General features: G+C 72.9%; 13 protein-coding genes and 1 pseudogene. 7 read left to right on the top strand and 7 right to left on the bottom strand.

Annotation, left to right across the window (positions count from 1 at the left end; translation table 11 throughout):
• A pseudogene (locus B5D80_RS31085) lies at positions 1–533 on the top strand (hypothetical protein); the annotation flags it as partial.
• 125 nt (positions 534–658) lie between these two features.
• Here the strand turns inward: B5D80_RS31085 and B5D80_RS31080 are convergent.
• The gene (locus B5D80_RS31080; RefSeq protein WP_088647492.1) at positions 659–1,369 is read right to left on the bottom strand and encodes a lysophospholipid acyltransferase family protein; all 711 of its coding nucleotides are present in this window, start codon (positions 1,367–1,369) and stop codon (positions 659–661) included.
• Positions 1,370–1,519: 150 nt separating this feature from the next.
• Positions 1,520–4,666: an isoleucine--tRNA ligase gene (gene ileS, locus B5D80_RS31075; RefSeq protein ID WP_088647491.1), complete on the bottom strand. Its 3,147-nt coding sequence runs from the start codon at positions 4,664–4,666 to the stop codon at positions 1,520–1,522.
• A gap of 320 nt (positions 4,667–4,986) precedes the next feature.
• Between ileS and B5D80_RS31070 the strand changes: the two genes are divergently transcribed.
• From B5D80_RS31070 to B5D80_RS31060, 3 genes are read left to right on the top strand one after another with little or no spacing between them, the layout of a single operon-like run.
• Positions 4,987–5,997, top strand: a complete 1,011-nt coding sequence (locus B5D80_RS31070; RefSeq protein ID WP_088647490.1) for an ABC transporter ATP-binding protein — start codon at positions 4,987–4,989, stop codon at positions 5,995–5,997.
• A complete protein-coding gene (locus tag B5D80_RS31065) occupies positions 5,994–6,764 on the top strand; it encodes an ABC transporter permease (protein WP_245855088.1) in 771 nt (256 codons plus the stop codon). Before B5D80_RS31070 ends, B5D80_RS31065 begins: the two co-directional genes overlap by 4 nt.
• Before the next feature lie 10 nt (positions 6,765–6,774).
• A complete protein-coding gene (locus tag B5D80_RS31060; RefSeq protein WP_245855086.1) occupies positions 6,775–7,563 on the top strand; it encodes an ABC transporter permease in 789 nt (262 codons plus the stop codon).
• A gap of 10 nt (positions 7,564–7,573) precedes the next feature.
• Here the strand turns inward: B5D80_RS31060 and B5D80_RS31055 are convergent, their stop codons facing one another.
• Positions 7,574–8,356 carry an alpha/beta fold hydrolase gene (locus B5D80_RS31055; RefSeq protein ID WP_088647495.1) on the bottom strand — a complete coding sequence of 261 codons (783 nt, stop codon included), beginning with the start codon at positions 8,354–8,356 and terminating at the stop codon, positions 7,574–7,576.
• A 123-nt stretch (positions 8,357–8,479) separates the two neighbouring features.
• On the opposite strand from B5D80_RS31055, the gene B5D80_RS31050 reads away from it, so the two are divergent.
• Positions 8,480–10,942 (top strand): glycogen debranching N-terminal domain-containing protein, encoded by a 2,463-nt coding sequence (locus B5D80_RS31050; RefSeq protein ID WP_158224275.1) that lies wholly within the window; start codon positions 8,480–8,482, stop codon positions 10,940–10,942.
• Between the two features lie 31 nt (positions 10,943–10,973).
• On the opposite strand, the gene ndk is transcribed toward B5D80_RS31050, so the two are convergent.
• Positions 10,974–11,399 (bottom strand): nucleoside-diphosphate kinase, encoded by a 426-nt coding sequence (gene ndk, locus B5D80_RS31045; RefSeq protein WP_088647488.1) that lies wholly within the window; start codon positions 11,397–11,399, stop codon positions 10,974–10,976.
• Between the two features lie 141 nt (positions 11,400–11,540).
• On the opposite strand from ndk, the gene B5D80_RS31040 reads away from it, so the two are divergent.
• Positions 11,541–12,980: a VOC family protein gene (locus B5D80_RS31040; protein ID WP_088647487.1), complete on the top strand. Its 1,440-nt coding sequence runs from the start codon at positions 11,541–11,543 to the stop codon at positions 12,978–12,980.
• Positions 12,981–12,986: 6 nt separating this feature from the next.
• On the opposite strand, the gene B5D80_RS31035 is transcribed toward B5D80_RS31040, so the two are convergent.
• From B5D80_RS31035 to B5D80_RS31025, 3 genes are all read right to left on the bottom strand, one after another.
• Positions 12,987–13,547 carry a DUF4233 domain-containing protein gene (locus B5D80_RS31035; RefSeq protein WP_245855084.1) on the bottom strand — a complete coding sequence of 187 codons (561 nt, stop codon included), beginning with the start codon at positions 13,545–13,547 and terminating at the stop codon, positions 12,987–12,989.
• A complete protein-coding gene (locus tag B5D80_RS31030) occupies positions 13,544–14,815 on the bottom strand; it encodes a bifunctional folylpolyglutamate synthase/dihydrofolate synthase (protein WP_245855089.1) in 1,272 nt (423 codons plus the stop codon). The genes B5D80_RS31035 and B5D80_RS31030 overlap by 4 nt, the downstream gene beginning before the upstream one ends.
• Positions 14,816–14,907: 92 nt before the next feature.
• Positions 14,908–17,526 (bottom strand): valine--tRNA ligase, encoded by a 2,619-nt coding sequence (locus B5D80_RS31025; protein ID WP_088647485.1) that lies wholly within the window; start codon positions 17,524–17,526, stop codon positions 14,908–14,910.
• A 70-nt stretch (positions 17,527–17,596) separates the two neighbouring features.
• On the opposite strand from B5D80_RS31025, the gene B5D80_RS31020 reads away from it, so the two are divergent.
• Positions 17,597–18,280 carry a hypothetical protein gene (locus B5D80_RS31020; protein ID WP_088647484.1) on the top strand — a complete coding sequence of 228 codons (684 nt, stop codon included), beginning with the start codon at positions 17,597–17,599 and terminating at the stop codon, positions 18,278–18,280.
• The last annotated feature ends 244 nt before the right edge of the window (positions 18,281–18,524 follow it).

The raw sequence follows: 18,524 nt of genomic DNA, 5'->3' as shown, positions 1-18,524 counted from the left end.
GGCCCTGGGTGCTGCTGCTCAGCCTGGCCTGCTGCTGCGGCTGCCCCGCCTGGTTCGGCAAGCCGGCCTGGCAGCAGTACCCGGCCGACGCCGCCCTGCCCGTTCAGGTGGCCGACCTGACCCTGCGGTCGGACTCGGGCAGCGAGGTCGACAAGCTCAAGACCGAGGTACGCAAGGCGAACCTGCTCGCCGAGGACGTCTACGCCGGGGTCTACAGCACCTCCGACGGCAAGCGGGTGATCGTCTTCGGTGACACCGGATTCCGGCTCCGACCGGAGTCCGACGCGGACGACGCGATGGTGCGGTTGACCGACACCTTCAAGCTGGGCACCCCCCAACCGGTGGACAGCGGCGTCCGGGGCCGGTACGAACGCTGCGCCACCGGGTCGTCCGACGGCACCGACGTGGTGGTCTGCACCTCGGTGGACCACGGCAGCAGCGCCACGGGCGTGTTCACCCGGCTCTCGGTGGACGACAGCGCCCGACTGCTCGCCACGATGCGCGCCCAGATCGTCACTCCGAAGCAGGGCTGAGCCCGGCCGCCGCACGGTCCAACCGCGCGGGGGCGGCCGGGCCGGTCCCGCGGTCACGCCGCCGGCGCCCGAGCGGCCGGGCGGTGGTCACGCCGAGCCCCGCCGGTCGGGCGCGGGCGCGGCGGTCAGGCCGGGGCGCTGCCCGCGGTGGGCGCGCCGCCCGAGGTGGGCTCGACGCGGCGGGGGGCGTACCGGGGGACGTACTCCTGGCCGGTGAGCTTCTGGATCTCGGCCATCAGCTCGTCGGTCATCTCCCGCAGCGAGGTGCGGTCGTCGGAGCGGCCGCTGAAGTCCAACGGCTTGCCGAACCGAATGATGATCTTCGCCTTGCCGGGGCGGGGAATCCGGGTGCCGATCGGCTGTACCTTGTCGGTGCCGAGCACCCCGACCGGGATCACCGGTACCCCGGTCGCCACCGCCAGCCGGGCGGTGCCGGTCCGTCCCCGGTAGAGCCGGCCGTCGGGCGACCGGGTCCCCTCGGGATAGACGGCGACCAGGTCACCGCCGCGCAGCGCGGGGATGGCCGCGTCGAACGCGGACAGCGCGGCCCGGCCACCGGCCCGCTCGACCGGGATGGCCCCCAGGCCGGTGAGCACGAACTTGGACAGCGCGCCCTTCGGGCCGGTGCCGGTGAAGTACTCCGACTTGGCCCAGAAGGCGAGGTGCCGGGGGACGACGGTGCCGAGCAGCAGTTCGTCGGCGACGGAGAGGTGGTTGCCCGCGAAGATCGCGCCGCCGCTCGCCGGAATGTGCTCCAGCCCCTCCACGACCGGGCGGAACGCGAGCCGCATCGCGGGTCCCACGGTGAGCTTGCCGATGGTGTAGAGCAGCGGCACGGGTCCTCCGGCGGTCGTACGGTGAAACAGGCGGTGTCACGGTAGCGGACGGACGCCCGTACGACCCAACGGGTGCACGCGCGTCCGCCTGCTGGATGGCGCGGGTGGTCGCGGGGCCCCGACCCGACGGGCGGGGCCCCGCGGACGACCTCACACCGGGCGGACGGTCACCGTCACCCGCTCGCCGTCGCCGACCTCACCGGTGAAGCCGTCGACGCCGTCGGCGAAGTCCACCGTGTCGGCGAGCACCTCCCGGGCCACGAACCCGGTGTACGCCGACACCGCCGCCCGGACCTGCTCGGAGGCCGCCACCGACACCACGATCCGGTCGGAGATGTCCAGGTCGGCGTCCCGGCGGGCCTGCTGCACGACCCGGACCACGTCCCGGGCCAGCCCCTCGGCGGCCAGTTCCGGGGTGACCTCGGTGTCGAGCACCACCACACCCTCGCCACCGGGCAGCGGCGCGGAGTGCTCGGCGTCGGCGGCGACCAGGCGCAGCTCGTACTCGCCCTCGGCGAGGGTGACCCCGGCGGCGACGGGGGCACCGTCGCGCAGCTCCCACTCCCCCGCCTTGACCGCCCTGATCACCTGCTGCACCTGCTTGCCGACGCGGGGCCCGAGCGCCCGGGGCACCACGGTCAGCACCTGCTGGCAGTAGCTGGCGACCTCCGCCGAGAACGCCACCTCCTTGACGTTGACCTCGTCGGCGACCAGGTCGGCGAACGGCCGGAGCTGGTCGGCGACCGGAGACGCCACGGTCAGCTTCGGCAGCGGCAGCCGGACCCGCAGCCCCTTGGCCTTGCGCAGCGACAGCGCCGCCGAGCAGACGTCCCGGGTGGCGTCCATCGCCGCGACCAGGTCGTGGTCGGCGGGCAGGTCCTGCGCCGACGGCCAGTCGGTCAGGTGCACCGACCGCTCGCCGGTCAGCCCGCGCCAGATCTCCTCGGCGGTCAGCGGGGCCAGCGGCGCCACCACCCGGCAGAGCGTCTCCAGCACGGTCCACAGCGTGTCGAACGCGTCGGCGTCGCCCGACCAGAACCGGTCCCGGGAGCGCCGCACGTACCAGTTGGTCAGCGCGTCCAGGTAGGACCGGACGGTGCCGCACGCCCCGGAGATGTCGTACGCGTCCATCTGCGCGCCGACGGTCTCCACCAGTTCCCGGGTCTTGGCCAGCACGTACCTGTCGAGCAGGTGCGTGCTGTCCACCCGCCGCCGGGCGGTGTGCCCGTCGGCGTTGGCGTAGAGCGAGAAGAAGTACCAGACGTTCCACAGCGGCAGCAGCACCTGCCGGACGGCGTCGCGGATCGCCGGTTCGGTGACCGGCATGTCGCCGCCGCGCAGCACCGGCGAGGACATCAGCATCCAGCGCATCGCGTCCGAGCCGTACGCGTCGAAGACGTGGTAGACGTCCGGGTAGTTGCGCAGGCTCTTGGACATCTTGCGCCCGTCGGAGCCGAGCAGGATGCCGTGGCTGAGGCAGTTGCGGAACGCCGGCCTGTCGAACAGCGCGGTGGCCAGCACGTGCATGGTGTAGAACCAGCCCCGGGTCTGCCCGATGTACTCGACGATGAAGTCACCCGGGTAGTGGTGCTCGAACCAGTCCGCGTTCTCGAACGGGTAGTGCACCTGGGCGAACGGCATCGACCCGGACTCGAACCAGCAGTCCAGCACCTCCGGCACCCGGCGCATCACCGACTTCCCGGTCGGGTCGTCCGGGTTGGGGCGGACCAGGTCGTCCACGGCCGGCCGGTGCAGGTCGGTCAGGCGTACGCCGAAGTCCCGCTCGATGTCGGCCAGCGAGCCGTACACGTCGACCCGCGGGTAGTTCGGGTCGTCGGACTTCCACACCGGGATCGGCGAGCCCCAGAACCGGTTGCGGCTGATCGACCAGTCCCGGGCGTTGGCCAGCCACTTGCCGAACGAGCCGTCCTTGATGTGGCCGGGCGTCCAGTTGATCTGCTGGTTCAGCTCGACCATCCGGTCCCGGAACTGCGTCACCGCGACGAACCACGACGACACCGCCTTGTAGACCAGCGGGGTGTCGCAGCGCCAGCAGTGCGGGTACGAGTGGGTGTAGGTGTCCTGCCGCAGCACCACCCCCCGCTCCTTCAGCTCCCGGATCACCGGCTTGTTCACGTCGAAGACCTGCTCACCCTGGTATGGCGGGACCAGCGCGGTGAACCGGGTGTGGTCGTCGACGGTGACGATGGTGGGGATGCCGGCGGCGTTGCAGACGTTCTGGTCGTCCTCGCCGAACGCCGGGGCGAGGTGCACGATCCCGGTGCCGTCCTCGGTGGTGACGAACTCCGCGCCGAGCACCTGGTAGGCGTTCTCGCCGGCCTGCTCGACGAGGAAGTCGTAGAGCGGGGTGTAGCGGCGTCCGACCAGAGCCTTGCCGGTCACCCAGCCGACCTGCTCGTACCCCTCCAACTCCTTGGCGTACGCCCCGAGCCGGGACTCCCCGACCACGTACCGCTGGCCATCGCGCTCCAGCACCGCGTACCTGATGTCCGGGCCGACGGCGAGCGCGAGGTTGGACGGCAGGGTCCACGGCGTGGTGGTCCAGACGCCCAGCCTGACCGGCCCCCGGACCAGCTCCGGGGCCCGCTCGTCCGGGGTCAGCTCGAACCACACGGTAAGCGTGGGGTCGTGCCGGTCGCGGTAGACGTCGTCCATCCGGGTCTCGGTGTTCGACAGCGGCGTCTCGCACCGCCAGCAGTACGCCAGCACCCGGAAGCCCTCGTAGACCAGGCCCTTGTCGTGCAGGGTCTTGAAGGCCCACATGACGCTTTCCATGTAGTCCAGGTCGAGGGTCTTGTAGTCGTTGGCGAAGTCGACCCAGCGGGCCTGCCGGGTGACGTACCGCTCCCAGTCCTGGGTGAACTCCAGCACCGAGGACCGGCACGCCTCGTTGAACCGGGCCACCCCCAGGTCGAGGATCTCCGCCTTGCTGGTGATGCCGAGCTGCTTCTCGGCCACCACCTCGGCGGGCAGGCCGTGGCAGTCCCAGCCGAAGCGCCGCTCGACGTGCCGGCCGCGCATGGTCTGGTAGCGCGGCACCACGTCCTTGACGTACCCGGTGAACAGGTGACCGTAGTGCGGCAGGCCGTTGGCGAACGGCGGGCCGTCGTAGAAGACGTACTCGTTCTTGCCGTCGTCGCCGGCCGGCCGGGCCGTCACCGACGCCTCGAAGGTCTGGTCGGTGCGCCAGTGCTCCAGGACGCGGCGCTCGACGTCGGGCAGGTCCGGGCTCGCCGGGACGCCGGCGGCGGTCGGGTCGTGCAGCGGATAGCCCATCGGGGGTCGGTCTCCTCTGGCAGCTCACTGGTCTCGTGGTCTGCGAGGACGAGCCCGCGCCGGTACGTCGTGGTCGACGCCCCGGGCCGGGCCCGCGGTACCACCCCGCTTGACGGTCAGGATCGACCGCCCGCTCGTTGGTCGGCTGTGACGGGCCGCCCCGTCCGGTTCTAGTCGGGCCCGCCGGGCCCTTTCTTCCGGAGGCTCACCGGTGATGGCCGGGTCGTCGCCTGTACCGGCAAGGATACTCGACCTGTCCGGGTCGCCGCCGCCGAGTAACGGGGGTGCGGACGGCCGGGCCGACCCATAGATTTCCCGCCATGGGTGAGCACGCGATCGAGGCGGTGGGGCTGCACCGCAGCTACCGCAGCCGGACCGGATGGCTACGACCGCAGCGCCGGGAGGTGCACGCCGTCGCCGGGGTCGACCTCGCGGTGGGCCACGGTGAGCTGTTCGGCCTGCTCGGCCCGAACGGCGCCGGCAAGACCACCACCATCAAGCTGCTCAACACCCTGCTCGTCCCGACCGGCGGCGAGGCGAGGATCTGCGGCTTCGACGTGGTCCGGCAGACCCGGGAGGTGCGCCGGCGCATCGGGTACGTCTTCGGCGGCGACCGGGGTCTCTACGACCGGCTCTCCGCCCGGGACAACCTGCGCTACTTCGCCGAGCTGTACGGCGTGCCGGGCCGGGAGCAGAAGCGCCGGATCGCCGAGCTGTTCGAGCTGGTCCGGTTGACCGGCCGGCAGGACGACCGGGTCGAGGGCTACTCCCGGGGGATGCGCCAGCGGCTGCACATCGCCCGGGGCCTGCTGCACCGGCCCCGGGTGCTGTTCCTCGACGAGCCGTCGATCGGGGTCGACCCGGTGGCCGCCCGGGAGCTGCGGCAGACCGTCGCCGACCTGGCCGCCACCGGCACCACCGTGCTGCTGACCACGCACTACATGGCCGAGGCCGACGAGTTGTGCGGCCGGATCGCGGTGATCGCGGGCGGCCGGATCCAGGCCCTCGGCACCCCCGCCGAGCTGCGCCACCACGCCGACGGCCGGCGGGTGCTGGAGGTGGAGGCGTACGGGGTGACCGACGGGCAGGTGGCCGCCATCCGGGCCCGGCCGGGCGTACGGGAGGTGAGCCTGGCGGTGCACGGGGCGGCGCAGGTCCTCGGGGTGCAGTCCGACGCGGGGGTGGACGTGCAGGCCAACGTGCTGCGGGAGCTGGGCGGGGTACGGCTGGGCCGGGTGACCGCCCGGCAGCCCACCCTGGAGGACGCGTACGTGGCGATCGTCAACCGGGCGGCGGAGCCCGCTGCGGTGGCCGGGCGGATGCCGGCGTGAGCACCCTGCGGATGATCGCGGTCGGCGCGCTGCTGCACGTCAAGCAGCTCAGCCGTTCCCCGTTCGAGATCGCCATCGCGTTGTTCGTCCCGGTGGTGCAGGCGACCCTGGCGGTCTACCTGTTCCGGGCCGGCGGTGAGCCGGACCGGCTGCTGGAGGCGGCGGTCGGCGCGGGTCTGATGGGGGTCTGGTCGACGGTGCTGTTCGGCTCCGGCGGGGCGATCCAGAACCAACGCTGGCAGGGCACCCTGGAAATGATCATGTTGGCGCCCCGGTCGCCCGCGCTGGTGCTGCTGCCGGTCACCCTGGCCACCGGCATCACCGGCACGTACGCGATGCTCGCCACGCTGGCCTGGGGCCGGCTGCTCTACGGCATCCCGCTCGACTTCGCCCACCCGGTGGCCTTCCCGGTGGCCGTCGCCGGCTGCATCGCCGGGCTGGGCATGTTCGGGCTGCTGCTGGCGTCCGGCTTCGTGCTGCTGCGGCACGCCAACGCGCTGGCGAACATGCTGGAGTACCCGATCTGGCTGGTCTCCGGGATGCTCGTGCCGGTCACCGCGCTACCCGGCTGGACCGGGCCGGTCGCCGCGGTGCTGCCGACCACCTGGGGGGCCCGCGCGGTGCACGAGGCGGCGTCCGGCGGGCCGGTGTGGCCGGCGCTGGCCGTCTGCCTGGCGATCAGCCTGGCCTGCCTGGCCGCCGGCTGGGCCCTGATGACGTACGTCGAGCGCCGGGCCCGGGTCACCGCGACCCTGGCCCTGGCCTGAGGAGGCACCGGTGGGCGCGCTGCTGCGGCTGGTCGGGGTGGGTGGGGTCATCGCCTACCGGGCCCTGTTCAACTGGACCACCCCGTCGATCTTCGTGGGCACCCTGCTGGTGGGCCCGCTGTTCCAGCTCTTCTTCTTCGCCTACCTGGGGCGGGAGTTCGGGGTCGCCGACGACCGGTTCTACATCGTCGGCAACGCGGTGCTCACCGCCGCGCTGGCCTGCGTCTACGGCGGCACCATGGCGGTGGCCAACGAGCGGCGTTTCGGCACCCTGGGGCACGTGCTGCTCTCCCCGCGCAGCCGCACCGCCATCTTCCTCGGCCGGGTCCTGCCGTACGCCGGCAACGGCCTGCTGATCGCGGCGAGCACGCTCACCGTGGCCGCGCTCCTGCTCGGCCTGCGGATTCCGGCCACCGCCCTGCCCGGCCTGCTGCTGGCGCTGGCCACCGCCGCGCTGGCCTGCGGTTTCTTCGGGCTGACCCTGGGGGCGCTCGGGTTGCGCTTCCGGGACGTCTTCCTGATCTCGAACGTGGCGGTGGCGCTGCTGCTGTTGTTCACCGGGGTGAACGTGCCGGCCGACAGCCTGCCGGCGGGCATCCGCGCGGTGGGCGCGGTGCTGCCGATCACCCACGCCGCCGACGCGGCCCGGCGGCTGGCCGGCGGCGCCCCGCTGGGCGACGTCCTGCCGGCGATCGGCCTCGAACTGGCCGTCGGGGTCGGCTACGCCGTGCTGGCGGCCGGGCTGTTGACGGTCTTCGAGGCGGAGTCCCGTCGCCGTGCCTCGTTGGACACCCTCTGAGGCGGCGGCGCTAGCCGGTGACCTCCAGGTAGCGGTCGACCATCGCGTCGACCTGCGCCGGCACCTGGAGCTGGACGAAGTGCCCGGAACCCACGGTCTGCCCGATGAACGCCTGCGGGGCGAGTTCGGCCAGCCGGGCGTAGTCGGCGAACGGGGCGTTGCTGCCCACGAAGAGCAGCGGGCGGTCCCAGCGGCGCAGGGCGGCCACGTCCCCCTCGGCGGCGATCCAGTCGGCCAGCCCGGCGATCGGCGCGTACGCCACCTCGGTCGACGGCCGGGCGGTGGCCGCCACCACCCGCTCCACCAGGCGCGGGTCGGAGTACGGCGGGAAGTACGACCGGACGATCGACTCCCGGACCGTGCCCGAGGTGTCCTCCCGCAGCGACGCCGCCACCTGGGCGATCGCGGCAGCGGAACCGGGCGGCCCGGCCACCGCGGAGTCGAGCAGCCCCAGCCCGGTGAACCGCTCCCGGTCCCCGGCGGCGGCCTGAAGCGACCAGACCCCGCCCAGGCTGTGCCCCAGCACGAAGACCCGGCGCAGGTCGAGCGCGCCGGCGAAGGCCCGCAGGTGACCGGCCATCGCGGTGACCCCGTAGCCGTCGGCCGGGGGTGGACTGGCCCCGTGCCCCGGCATGTCGACGGCGATCACCCGGGCCTGGCGGGTGGCCAGGTGCCGGGCCAGGGGTGCCATGAAGTCGTGGTCGCAGCACCAGCCGTGCACCAGCAGGAAGGTGCCCCGCCGGCCGTGCCCGTACGTCCAGTACCGCATCCCGGCGGCCGTCTGCCCGTCCATCGTCGAACCCTCCCCGGTGTTTTCGCAGGTAGTGGCGTTCTTCCACTTAAGCGCGCCCCGCCGGTCCGGGCACGGCGTATTGTTCCTTTTGGCACGCCTGGACCTTTTTCGGGTGGCGCAGCGGTGGGACGGGAGCGGACCGTGGACGGGCGGATCGACGAGTTCTTCGCCGCCCTGGTCGCCGACTGCCGGGGCCGGTTGCCGGTCGCCCCCACCGGACTGCTCCGCTTCGACGTCGTCGCCGAGGACGGCGAGGCCGCCACCTGGTTCGTCCGCCTCGCGGGCGCACAGACCAGGGTCACCCGCACCGGCGAACACCCCGACTGCACGGTGGAGGTCCGGCCGGAGGCGTTCGCCCGGCTGCTGGCCGGTCGGGACAACCTGGTGTCGATGCTGCTGCGCGGCGACATCTCGGTCGCCGGCGACCTGGCGCTGCTGTTCACCTTCCGGCGGCTGCTGCCGGTCGACGCCGACAGCGTCGGCACCGAACCCGCCGCCGAACTGGTCCCCCACACCGCCCCCGGCGTCGTCGGGCTGCACGAGGTCACCAGCGTCTTCGCCGGCAACATGTTCATGATCAGCGAGAAGAACGGGAACGTGTCGGCCACGCCGACCTCCCCGCTCGGGCTCTTCTCCTTCGACACCCGGTTCCTGTCCACCTGGCGGCTGACCATCAACACCGAGTCCCTCTCGGTGCTCTCCGTCGACGACGTCGCCACCTACGAGGCGAAGTTCGGGCTGGTCCCCGGCGAACCCACCCACTACGTCAACGCCACCACGTCGGTGCTGCGGCACCGCTGGGTCGGTCCGGAGTACGAGGAAGAGATCACCCTGTTCAACTACGCGCCGGAACCGGTGCGCTACGTCGTCCGGCTCGACGTGGGCGCGGACTTCGCCGAGGTACTGGAGGTCCGCGACGGCTTCCGGCGGGCCCGGCCGGTGACCGCCACCATCGCCGACGACGCGCTACGGCTGCACTACAAACGCGCCGGCCTGCACCGGGAGACCGTGATCACCTCCAGCACGCCGGCCGCGCTCGACGAGCACGGCCTGACCTGGACGTTCACCGTCGAACCCCACGGCACCTGGTCCACCCGGCTACGGGTGCTGGCCCTCCTACGCGACCTGCACCGCCGTGACCTGCGGGAACGGCTGACCAGTTCGGTGGGGCGCAGCCAGCACCAGCGGGGCCGGGACATCGCCGCCCGCACCGCCGGGGTGCCCCGGCTGCGCGCCGACCACAAGCCGCTCCAGCAGGCCTACGAGTACGGCGTGCGGGACCTGGCCGCGCTGCACTACCCCGGGCTGAACTTCGAGACCGCGCTGCCCGCCACCGGACTGCCCTGGTCGATGGCGCTGCTCGGTCGGGAGAGCCTGGTCAGCAGCTTCCAGGCGCTGCCGTTCATGCCCGAACGGGCGGTCAACACGCTGCGCATCCTGGCGCTGAGCCAGGGCGTCCGGCACGACCCGTTCCGCGGCGAACAACCCGGCAAGATCGTCCAGGAGAGCCGGTACGGCGACTCCGGCGCGTTCAACGACACCCCGGAGTCGGCCAGCTTCAGCGCCGCCGACACCACCGCCGCCTTCGTCATCCTGCTCGACGAGTACGAACGCTGGACCGGCGACGCGGAACTGGTACGCCGGTTCGAGTTCGAGGTGCGGGCCGCCATCGGCTGGCTCGACCACGACGCGGACCGGGACGGCACCGGCTACGTCTGGTCCACCCGACGCCCGACCCGCACCGGGCCGCAGAACGAGAGCTGGCGCAACTCCGCCGACGCCATCTGCTTCGCCGACGGCCACCCGCCCACCTACCCGCTGGCCATCTGCGAGATCCAGGGGTACGCCTTCGAGGCCCGCCGCCGGGCCGCCCGGATGGCCCGCCGGTTCTGGGACGACCCCGGCTGGGCCGACCGGCTCGAACGCGACGCCGCCCGGCTGCGGGACCGGTTCGACAGGGACTTCTGGCTGCCCGACCGGGGCCACTACGCGGTGGCGGTGCAGCTCGACGGCGTCCCGCTGGACTCCCTCACGTCCAACATGGGGCAGTTGCTGTGCACGGGCATCGTCGCCCCGCACCGCGCCGAGCAGATGGTGGCGCACCTGATGTCCCCGGCGCTGTACTCCGGCTGGGGCATCCGCACCCTGGCCAGCACGGCGGCCGACTACAACCCGCTGGGCCACCACACCGGCGCGGTCTGGCCCTGGGAGAACTCGCTGATCGCCTGGGGGCTGCGCCGGGCCGGGTTCCGGGCGCAGGCCGCCCGGGTCGCCACCGGGCTGCTCGACGCCGCCCGGCACTTCCAGGGCCGGCTGCCGGCGTACCTCACCGGCTACGACCGAGCCACCACCCACGTCCCCGTCCCGCACGGGTTCACCGACAGCCCGTACGCGCCGTCTGCCGGAGCGCCCCTGATGCTGCTGCGCGCGCTGCTCGGGCTCGAACCGTACGAGGACCATCTCGCCGTCGACGCCGCGGTTCCGGAGGAACTGGGCCAGATCGAGCTGCTCGACATCAGGGGCCGCTGGGGGTACGCCGACGCGCTCGGCCGGGGCCGCCCGTTCCGCGACCGTCCGGTCCCCTAGCGCGCCCTGGCTGCCGGCCGGGTGGCCCGGGTCAGCCCAGGGCGGGGAACCAGAGGGCGATCTCGCGCTTGGCGCTGTCGGTGGAGTCCGAGGCGTGCACCAGGTTCTCCCGGTTGGACAGCGACAGGTCGCCCCGGATCGTGCCGGCGGCGGCCCTGCGCCCGTCGGTGCTGCCGATCATCGCCCGGACCACCTCGATCACCTGGTCGCCGGAGAGCACCAGCGACACCAGCGGCCCGCTGGTCATGAACGTCCTCAGCGGTGGGTAGAACGGCTTGTCCACGTGCTCGGCGTAGTGCTGGTCGGCGAACCCGCCGTCCAGCGTCCGGATCTCCAGCGCGTCGATCCGCAGGCCCTTGCGCTCGAAGCGGGAGATGATCTCGCCGACCAGGCCACGGCGCACCGCGTCGGGCTTGATCAGTACGAGGGTGCGCTCATCCGGGCTGCTGCTGGACACGCTGGGTTCCTCCTGTGCGCACAAGGCGGTTCGGCTGGGTACGGTCAGCCTAGCGACCCGGTCCCGGCACCGACGCGGCGGCTGCTCTTTCCCTCGGTCGCCGCGCGGCCTAGCCTGGCTCTGACCCCTGGGAGGTCCACTGTGGCGAATGGCGGGAACCGCACCATCGCGCCGGTACGCAAGCTGATCGCCGCGGTGCTCGGCACCGTGGCGGCCTTCGTCGTCCTGTTCGGGCTGGGCATGACCAGCTGGGCCATCGTCGCGCTGGGCGTGGCCCTGGTCGTGCTCGCCGTCGCCCTGGGCACCGTGCGCGGCGGCGGACGCACCTGGGTGGTCGGCGTCGGCCACGTGCACAGCGCCTCCGAACCCCCCACCCAGTACGCCTTCGGCCGGTGCGAACTCCAGTTGGTGATCGACGCGCCGGGCCTGCCGCCGCGGTCCAAGAAGATCATCGAGCCCCGGGTGCCGGTGGCGAAGTGGCCGTCGCTGGGGCAGACCCTGCCGATCCGGGTGGCCCTGGACGACCAGCGGCACGTCCGCGTCCTCTGGGACGAGGTGCCGACCCACACCGAGGCCGCCGCGGGCGTGACCGACCTGCCCCCGGAGTACGCCGACGCCGAGCCGCTCGACGACCTGCTGATCCAGCAGGAGGCCCCGCCGTGGGCGGGCCGCACGGCCGACGACGACTTCCACGACGAGTTCCGGGACGACCTGCGCGACCCGCCGCCCGCCGACCCGGTCCGGTCGGACCCGCTGCGCCCGGAGCCGCCGCACCCCGACCCGGTCCGGGCCGAGCCGCTGCGCGACGACGTGGAGGTGCTGACCGACGAGCGGGAGCCGGTGGTGGTGCACCAGCGGCCGGGCGGCCCGGTGGTGCTGGAGGGCACCCTGGTCGAGCAGCCCGCGACCGGCCAGCTCCCCCGCCGCGCCACCGCCCCCACGACCGCCGCCCCCACGACCGCCGCCGCCAGCCCTGCCGGCACCGCCCCCACCGGTGCCACCGCCGGTCCGGCTGCCGCTGCGCCCACGGCCGCGCCCGCCCCCCGACCGCCCGCCGAGGAACGGTTCGACGCGCCGATCCTCGACCCGGTCGACGTCCCGCTGGACGCGCCCACCGCCGGTGACGGCCGGCTCGACCCCGACCTGGACGAGGCGATCTTCGGGTACGACCCGGCCGCCGCGACCGCCGGGGGCGACGATGCGGCCGGCCCGATCAGCGGCGTCGGGCTGACCCTGCTGGTCACCGACCTGTCCCGCTCGCTGGACTTCTACCGGGACCTCGGCTTCGAGGAGTTCGACCGGGGCTCCGGCAACGCGGTGCTCGCCTCCGGGCAGACCCGGCTGGTGCTGCGCGAGGTGACCGGGGCCGCCCCGATCAGCCGCCGGCTGGTCCACGTCAACCTGGAGGTCGACGACATCGAGGCGGCGTACCGGCGGCTCAAGGACACCGGCGTCCGGTTCACCTACGCGCCCCGGGTGGTCAACCGGGGCACCAAGTTGGAGGTGTGGGCCGCCGCCTTCCGGGACCCGGACGGGCACGGCATCGCGCTGACCCAGTGGCGGGAACGCGCCGAGGCGTGACCCGGCTCAGCCGAGGATGACCCGCCGCACGTGCAACGCGTACGCCCAGACCAGGGCGAAGATGACCCCGAGCCCGAACAGCGACCAGTGCAGCAGGCCGGCGAGCAGCAGCAGCCCCTGGAGCACGGTGCCCGCCGTCCAGGCCCACGGGCGGCGCATCCGGCCGGCCAGCAGCACCGCCGCCACGGCCAGCGCCACGGTGGCCGCGATCGCCGCCCCGCCGAAGTGCCCACCGACCAGCCGGATCGGCTGGATCGCCAGCAGCAGCACCAGCGCCTCCAGGCCGAGCGTCCCGGCCCCGAGACCCCGGACGGCCGCTCCGGGATTACGCAGCCCCGAACGCCGCCCGGCCGGGCCGCTGCCCTCGGCCGGGTCGGCGTCCTGCGCCGATCCGGTGTCCCGCAGTCCCGTGTCCCGCAGTCCCGTGTCCTGCGCCGGGGCGGTGCGGTCGGGCGCTCCGGCGCTCGCGGCCCGGCCGGTGCTCCCGGCCGGTTCCGGGTGGTCGGCAGGGTGACGGTCCGCGTCCGGCCGGTCCGCGTCCGGCCGGTCCGGGGTCGGGCCGGTCATCGCTTCAGCAGCCGTCGGGCGTCGGCCACCGTCACCACCGAGCCGGTGACCAGCACCCCCACCCCGGCCAACTCGCCGGGCACGTCGTACTCGGCCTCGGCGACGGCCGCCTCGATGGCGTCCGGCATCGCGGCGGCCACCTGCACCCGGTCCGGGCCGAAGACCTCCCGGGCCAGCTCGGCCAACTCGTCGGCGGGCATCGCCCGGGGCGAGGAGTTGCGGGTGACGACGAGCGAGTCGAGCACCGGTTCCAGCAACTCCAGCAGGCCGGCGGCGTCCTTGTCGCCGAGCACGGCGAGCACCCCGACCAGCTTGCTGAACGCGAACTCCTCCTGGAGCGCGGTGACCGTGGCGGCCATCCCGTGCGGGTTGTGCGCCCCGTCCAGCAGCACCGTCGGGGCGTTGCGCACCTTCTCCAGCCGGCCCGGGGAACTGGTGGCGGCGAAACCCTCCCGGACGGCCTCGACGTCGAGCTGCCGCTTCGCGCCGGCCCCGAGGAACGCCTCGACGGCGGCCAACGCCACCGCCGCGTTCTGCGCCTGGTGCGCGCCGTGCAGCGGAAGGAACACCTCGTCGTACACCCCGCCGAGGCCCTGGAGGGTCAACACCTGCCCGCCGACGGCGACCGCCCGGCGCAGCACCCCGAACTCCGCGCCCTCCCGGGCGACAGTGGCGCCGACCTCGGCGCACCGTTCCAGGATCGGCCGGGCCGCCTCCTCCTCCTGCGCGGCGGCGATCACCGTCGCGCCGGAGTGGATGATGCCGGCCTTGTGCAGGGCGATGTCCTCCAGGGTGTCGCCGAGCCACTCGGTGTGGTCCAGCCCGATCGGGGTGAGCACCGCCACCCCGGCCTGGAGCACGTTGGTGGAGTCCTCCGCGCCGCCCAGCCCCACCTCCACCACGGCCACGTCGACAGGCGCGTCGGCGAACGTGGCGAACGCCAACGCGGTGGTCAGGTCGAAGTAGGTGAGCGGCTCGGCCGACCGCTGGTCGACCAGGTCGGCAAGCGGCTTCACCTCCCGGTACGTGGCGACGAAACGGGCCTCGTCGACCGGTTCCCCGTCCAGGCTGATCCGCTCCCGGACGGTCTCCAGGTGCGGGCTGGTGTAGCGGCCGGTGTGCAGGCCGAAGGCCCGCAGCAGCGAGTCGATCATCCGGGCCGTGGACGTCTTGCCGTTCGTCCCGGTCAGGTGGATCGACGGGTACGCCCGCTGCGGGCTCCCCAGCAGGTCGAGCAGCGACTCGATGCGGTCCAGCGAGAAGTGCATCCGGGTGAACCCGCGCGCCGCCAACTCCGCGTCGACGGCGGCGAACTCACCGCGCCCCGCGCCGGACCGGCCGGGCTGATCGGTACGGTCGGTCACGAGGGAAGCGCCTCCAGAGCGGCGTCGATGCGGACCAGGTCGGCTTCGGCCACCGCCAACCGGTCGCGGATCTTCGCCACCACCGGCTCGGGCGCCTTGCCGACGAACGCCGGGTTGTCCAGCTTCGCGCGGGCCTGCGCGACCTCCTTCTCGGCGGCCGCCCGGTCCTTGGTGAGCCGGGCCCGCTCGGCGGCCACGTCGATCGACCCCCTGGTGTCCAACGCCACGCTGACCTCGCCGGGCATGGCGAGGGTGGCGCTGGCCTGGAAGTCGTCGGCCGGGGCGTCCAGCCGGGCCAGCGAACGGATCAACGGCTCGTGCGCCGCGATCTGGACCCCGGCCAGCCCGTCGAGTCGGGCGGCCACCCGCTGGGTGGGCCGCAGCCCCTGGTCGGAGCGGAACCGTCGGATCTCGGTCACCACCCGCTGGACGGTGCCGACCTCGCGCTCCGCGGCGTCGTCCACCAGGGTACGGTCGGCGCTCGGCCAGGCCGCCGTCATCACGGTCTCGCCCCCGGTCAGCGCCGTCCACAGCTCCTCGGTGACGAACGGGATCACCGGGTGCAGCAGCCGCAGCAGTTGGTCCAGCACGTGCCCGAGCACCCGGCGGGTGGCGTCGGCGGCCGGCCCACCGGCGGCGAGCACCGGCTTGGCCAGCTCCACGTACCAGTCGCAGACGTCGTCCCAGGCGAAGTGGTAGAGCAGGTCGCACACCTTCGCGAACTCGTACGCCTCGAACTGCTCGTCGACCTCGGCGGTGACGTGCGCCAGCCGGGACAGGATCCACCTGTCGACGGTCGAGAGCCCGTCGGCCGCCGGCAGCGGACCCTCGGTGTGCGCGCCGTTGAGCAGCGCGAACCGGGTGGCGTTCCACAGCTTGTTGCAGAAGTTGCGGGAGCCCTGGCACCACTCCTCGCTGACCGGCACGTCCCCGCCCGGGTTCGCGCCCCGGGCCAGGGTGAACCGGGTCGCGTCGGCCCCGTACCGGTCGACCCAGTCCAGCGGGTCGACCACGTTGCCGAACGACTTCGACATCTTCTTGCCGTACTGGTCGCGGACCATGCCGTGCAGGGCGACCGTGTCGAACGGTTGCCGGCCGTCCATCGCGTACAGGCCGAACATCATCATCCGGGCGACCCAGAAGAAGAGGATGTCGTAGCCGGTCACCAGCACGCTCGTCGGGTAGAACTTGGCCAGGTCCGGGGTCTGCTCCGGCCAGCCGAGGGTGGAGAACGGCCACAGTCCGCTGGAGAACCAGGTGTCCAGGACGTCCTCGTCCTGGACCCAGCCCTCGCCGGTCGGGGGCGTCTCGTCCGGGCCGACGCAGACGATCTCGCCCGCCGGGCCGTACCAGACCGGGATGCGGTGGCCCCACCAGAGCTGCCGGGAGATGCACCAGTCGTGCATGTTGTCGACCCAGGCGAAGTAGCGCTTGGCCAGCTCGGCCGGCTCGATCTTCACCCGGCCGTCGCGCACCGCGTCGCCTGCCGCCTTCGCCAGCGGGGTGGTGTTGACGAACCACTGCAACGACAGCCGGGGCTCGACCGTGGTACGACACCGCGAGCAGTGCCCCACCGCGTGCACGTACGGCCGCTTCTCGGCCACGACCCGGCCCTGCTCGCGCAGCGCCGCCACGATCGCGGGGCGGGCCTCGTACCGGTCCAGGCCCTGGAACGGGCCGGGCGCGGTGATGACGCCCCGCTCGTCCATGATCGTCAGGGCGGGCAGGTCGTGCCGCTGGCCGATCTCGAAGTCGTTGGGGTCGTGCGCCGGGGTGACCTTGACCATGCCGGTGCCGAACGCCGGGTCGACGTGCTCGTCGGCGACGATCGGGATACGCCGGCCGGTCAACGGCACCTCGACCTCGGTGCCGACCAGGTGCCGGTAACGCTCGTCGTCGGGGTGCACGGCCACTGCGGTGTCCCCGAGCATGGTCTCGGCGCGGGTGGTGGCGACCACCACGTCGTCGCTGTACCGGATCGAGACCAGCTCACCCTCGTCGTCGGTGTGCTCCACCTCGATGTCCGACAGGGCGGTCAGGCAACGCGGGCACCAGTTGATGATCCGGTTGGCCCGGTAGATCAGGCCCTCGTCGTAGAGCTTCTTGAACATGGTCTGCACGGCCCGGGACAGGCCCTCGTCCATGGTGAAGCGTTCCCGGTCCCAGTCGACCGAGTCGCCGAGCCGGCGCATCTGGCCGAGGATCGCCCCGCCGGACTCGGCCTTCCACTGCCAGACCCGCTCGACGAACTTGTCCCGACCGAGGTCGTGCCGGGACAGCCCCTCCCCCGCGAGCTGCCGCTCCACCACGTTCTGGGTGGCGATGCCGGCGTGGTCGGTGCCGGGCAGCCAGAGCGCCTCGTACCCCTGCATCCGCTTACGGCGCACCAGCGAGTCCTGGACGGTGTGGTCCAGGGCGTGGCCCATGTGCAGCACGCCGGTGACGTTCGGTGGGGGGATCACGATGGTGAACGGGGGCTTGTCGCTCTGCGCCGACGCCCGGAAGTGGCCGGCGGCTACCCACTGCTCGTACCGTCGCTGCTCTACCTCGCCGGGCTGGTACTGGCCGGCAAGGGTCGGGGCGTCGGGGCGTCGGGCATCCAGTCTCTCGGTCACCTGTGAAAGTCTACGGAGCGCTTCGGCGGACCCGACGTGCGCCACCGGTCATTCGCGTACGGTGGCGAACATGTCCGACGCACATCTCACCGAGCGTCAGCTCATCGAGGGTCCCGAACCGGTCGAGCTGACCGACGAGCCGATCCGGTTGAGCACCCACGACCCGGAGCGGAGCCCGCAGGGGCGGGGCCCGATGTCCCGTCGCCGGCGGATCGCGCTGACCGTCGCTCTCGTGGTCGGCCTCGCCGGTGCCGCAGCGCTCGGCACCGCGGGCTGGCGCATCGCCCGGGAGAAGGACGTCCGACTGGACCCGCCCGGCCACCTCGCCGGTCTCACCCGCGACGACTCCGACCGGGCCCGCAGCACCGCCGACTACCTGCGGGCCGGATTCGCCGCCGACATCGACCTGGACCGCAGCATCGGTACGGTCTACCGCGACCCGGCCGACGAGAAGCGGACGGTGCTGTTCTTCGGCGGGACCACGCTGCTCTGGCAGCCGGAGCGCGACCTGGACAGTCTGTTCCGTCTGATGGCCGACGAGACCGGCCGGGTGACCGACGTCCGCACGGTGCCTGCCGGGAAGTACGGCGGCGTGATGAAGTGCGGCCGGACCAGCGGCGACGGCGGCGACTTCGCGATCTGCGGCTGGGCCGATCACGGCAGCGTGGCGATGGGCATGTTCGCCAACCGTTCCGTGGACGACTCGGCCGGCCTCTTCCGCCAGCTCCGCGAGGGCATCCAGACCCGGGACTGACTCTCGGCGGGCCCCGGTGGCTGCGTTGACCGTGCCATGGAGATGGTGGTCGCGACGCCGCCGGTTGCCCCAAGATCGGGGATCTGGGGGTGTTCCGTGCCGGGGTAGTCGCTTCTTCGGTTCACCAGCCTCAACGTCCGGGGCTTTCGGCCCGGAGGGGTGGGGAGTTCCTCGGGGGTTGGGGTGTTCTCGTCGGTGGCTGTGTTGTTTCCCGGGGGGGTGGTGTGGAATGCAGTTGAGGCCA

The organism is Micromonospora wenchangensis (assembly GCF_002210435.1).
In the GTDB taxonomy this organism is placed as follows: domain Bacteria; phylum Actinomycetota; class Actinomycetes; order Mycobacteriales; family Micromonosporaceae; genus Micromonospora; species Micromonospora wenchangensis.
Note: the sequence above shows the minus strand (reverse complement) of the source record. Positions and strands in the feature narration are given on the sequence as shown.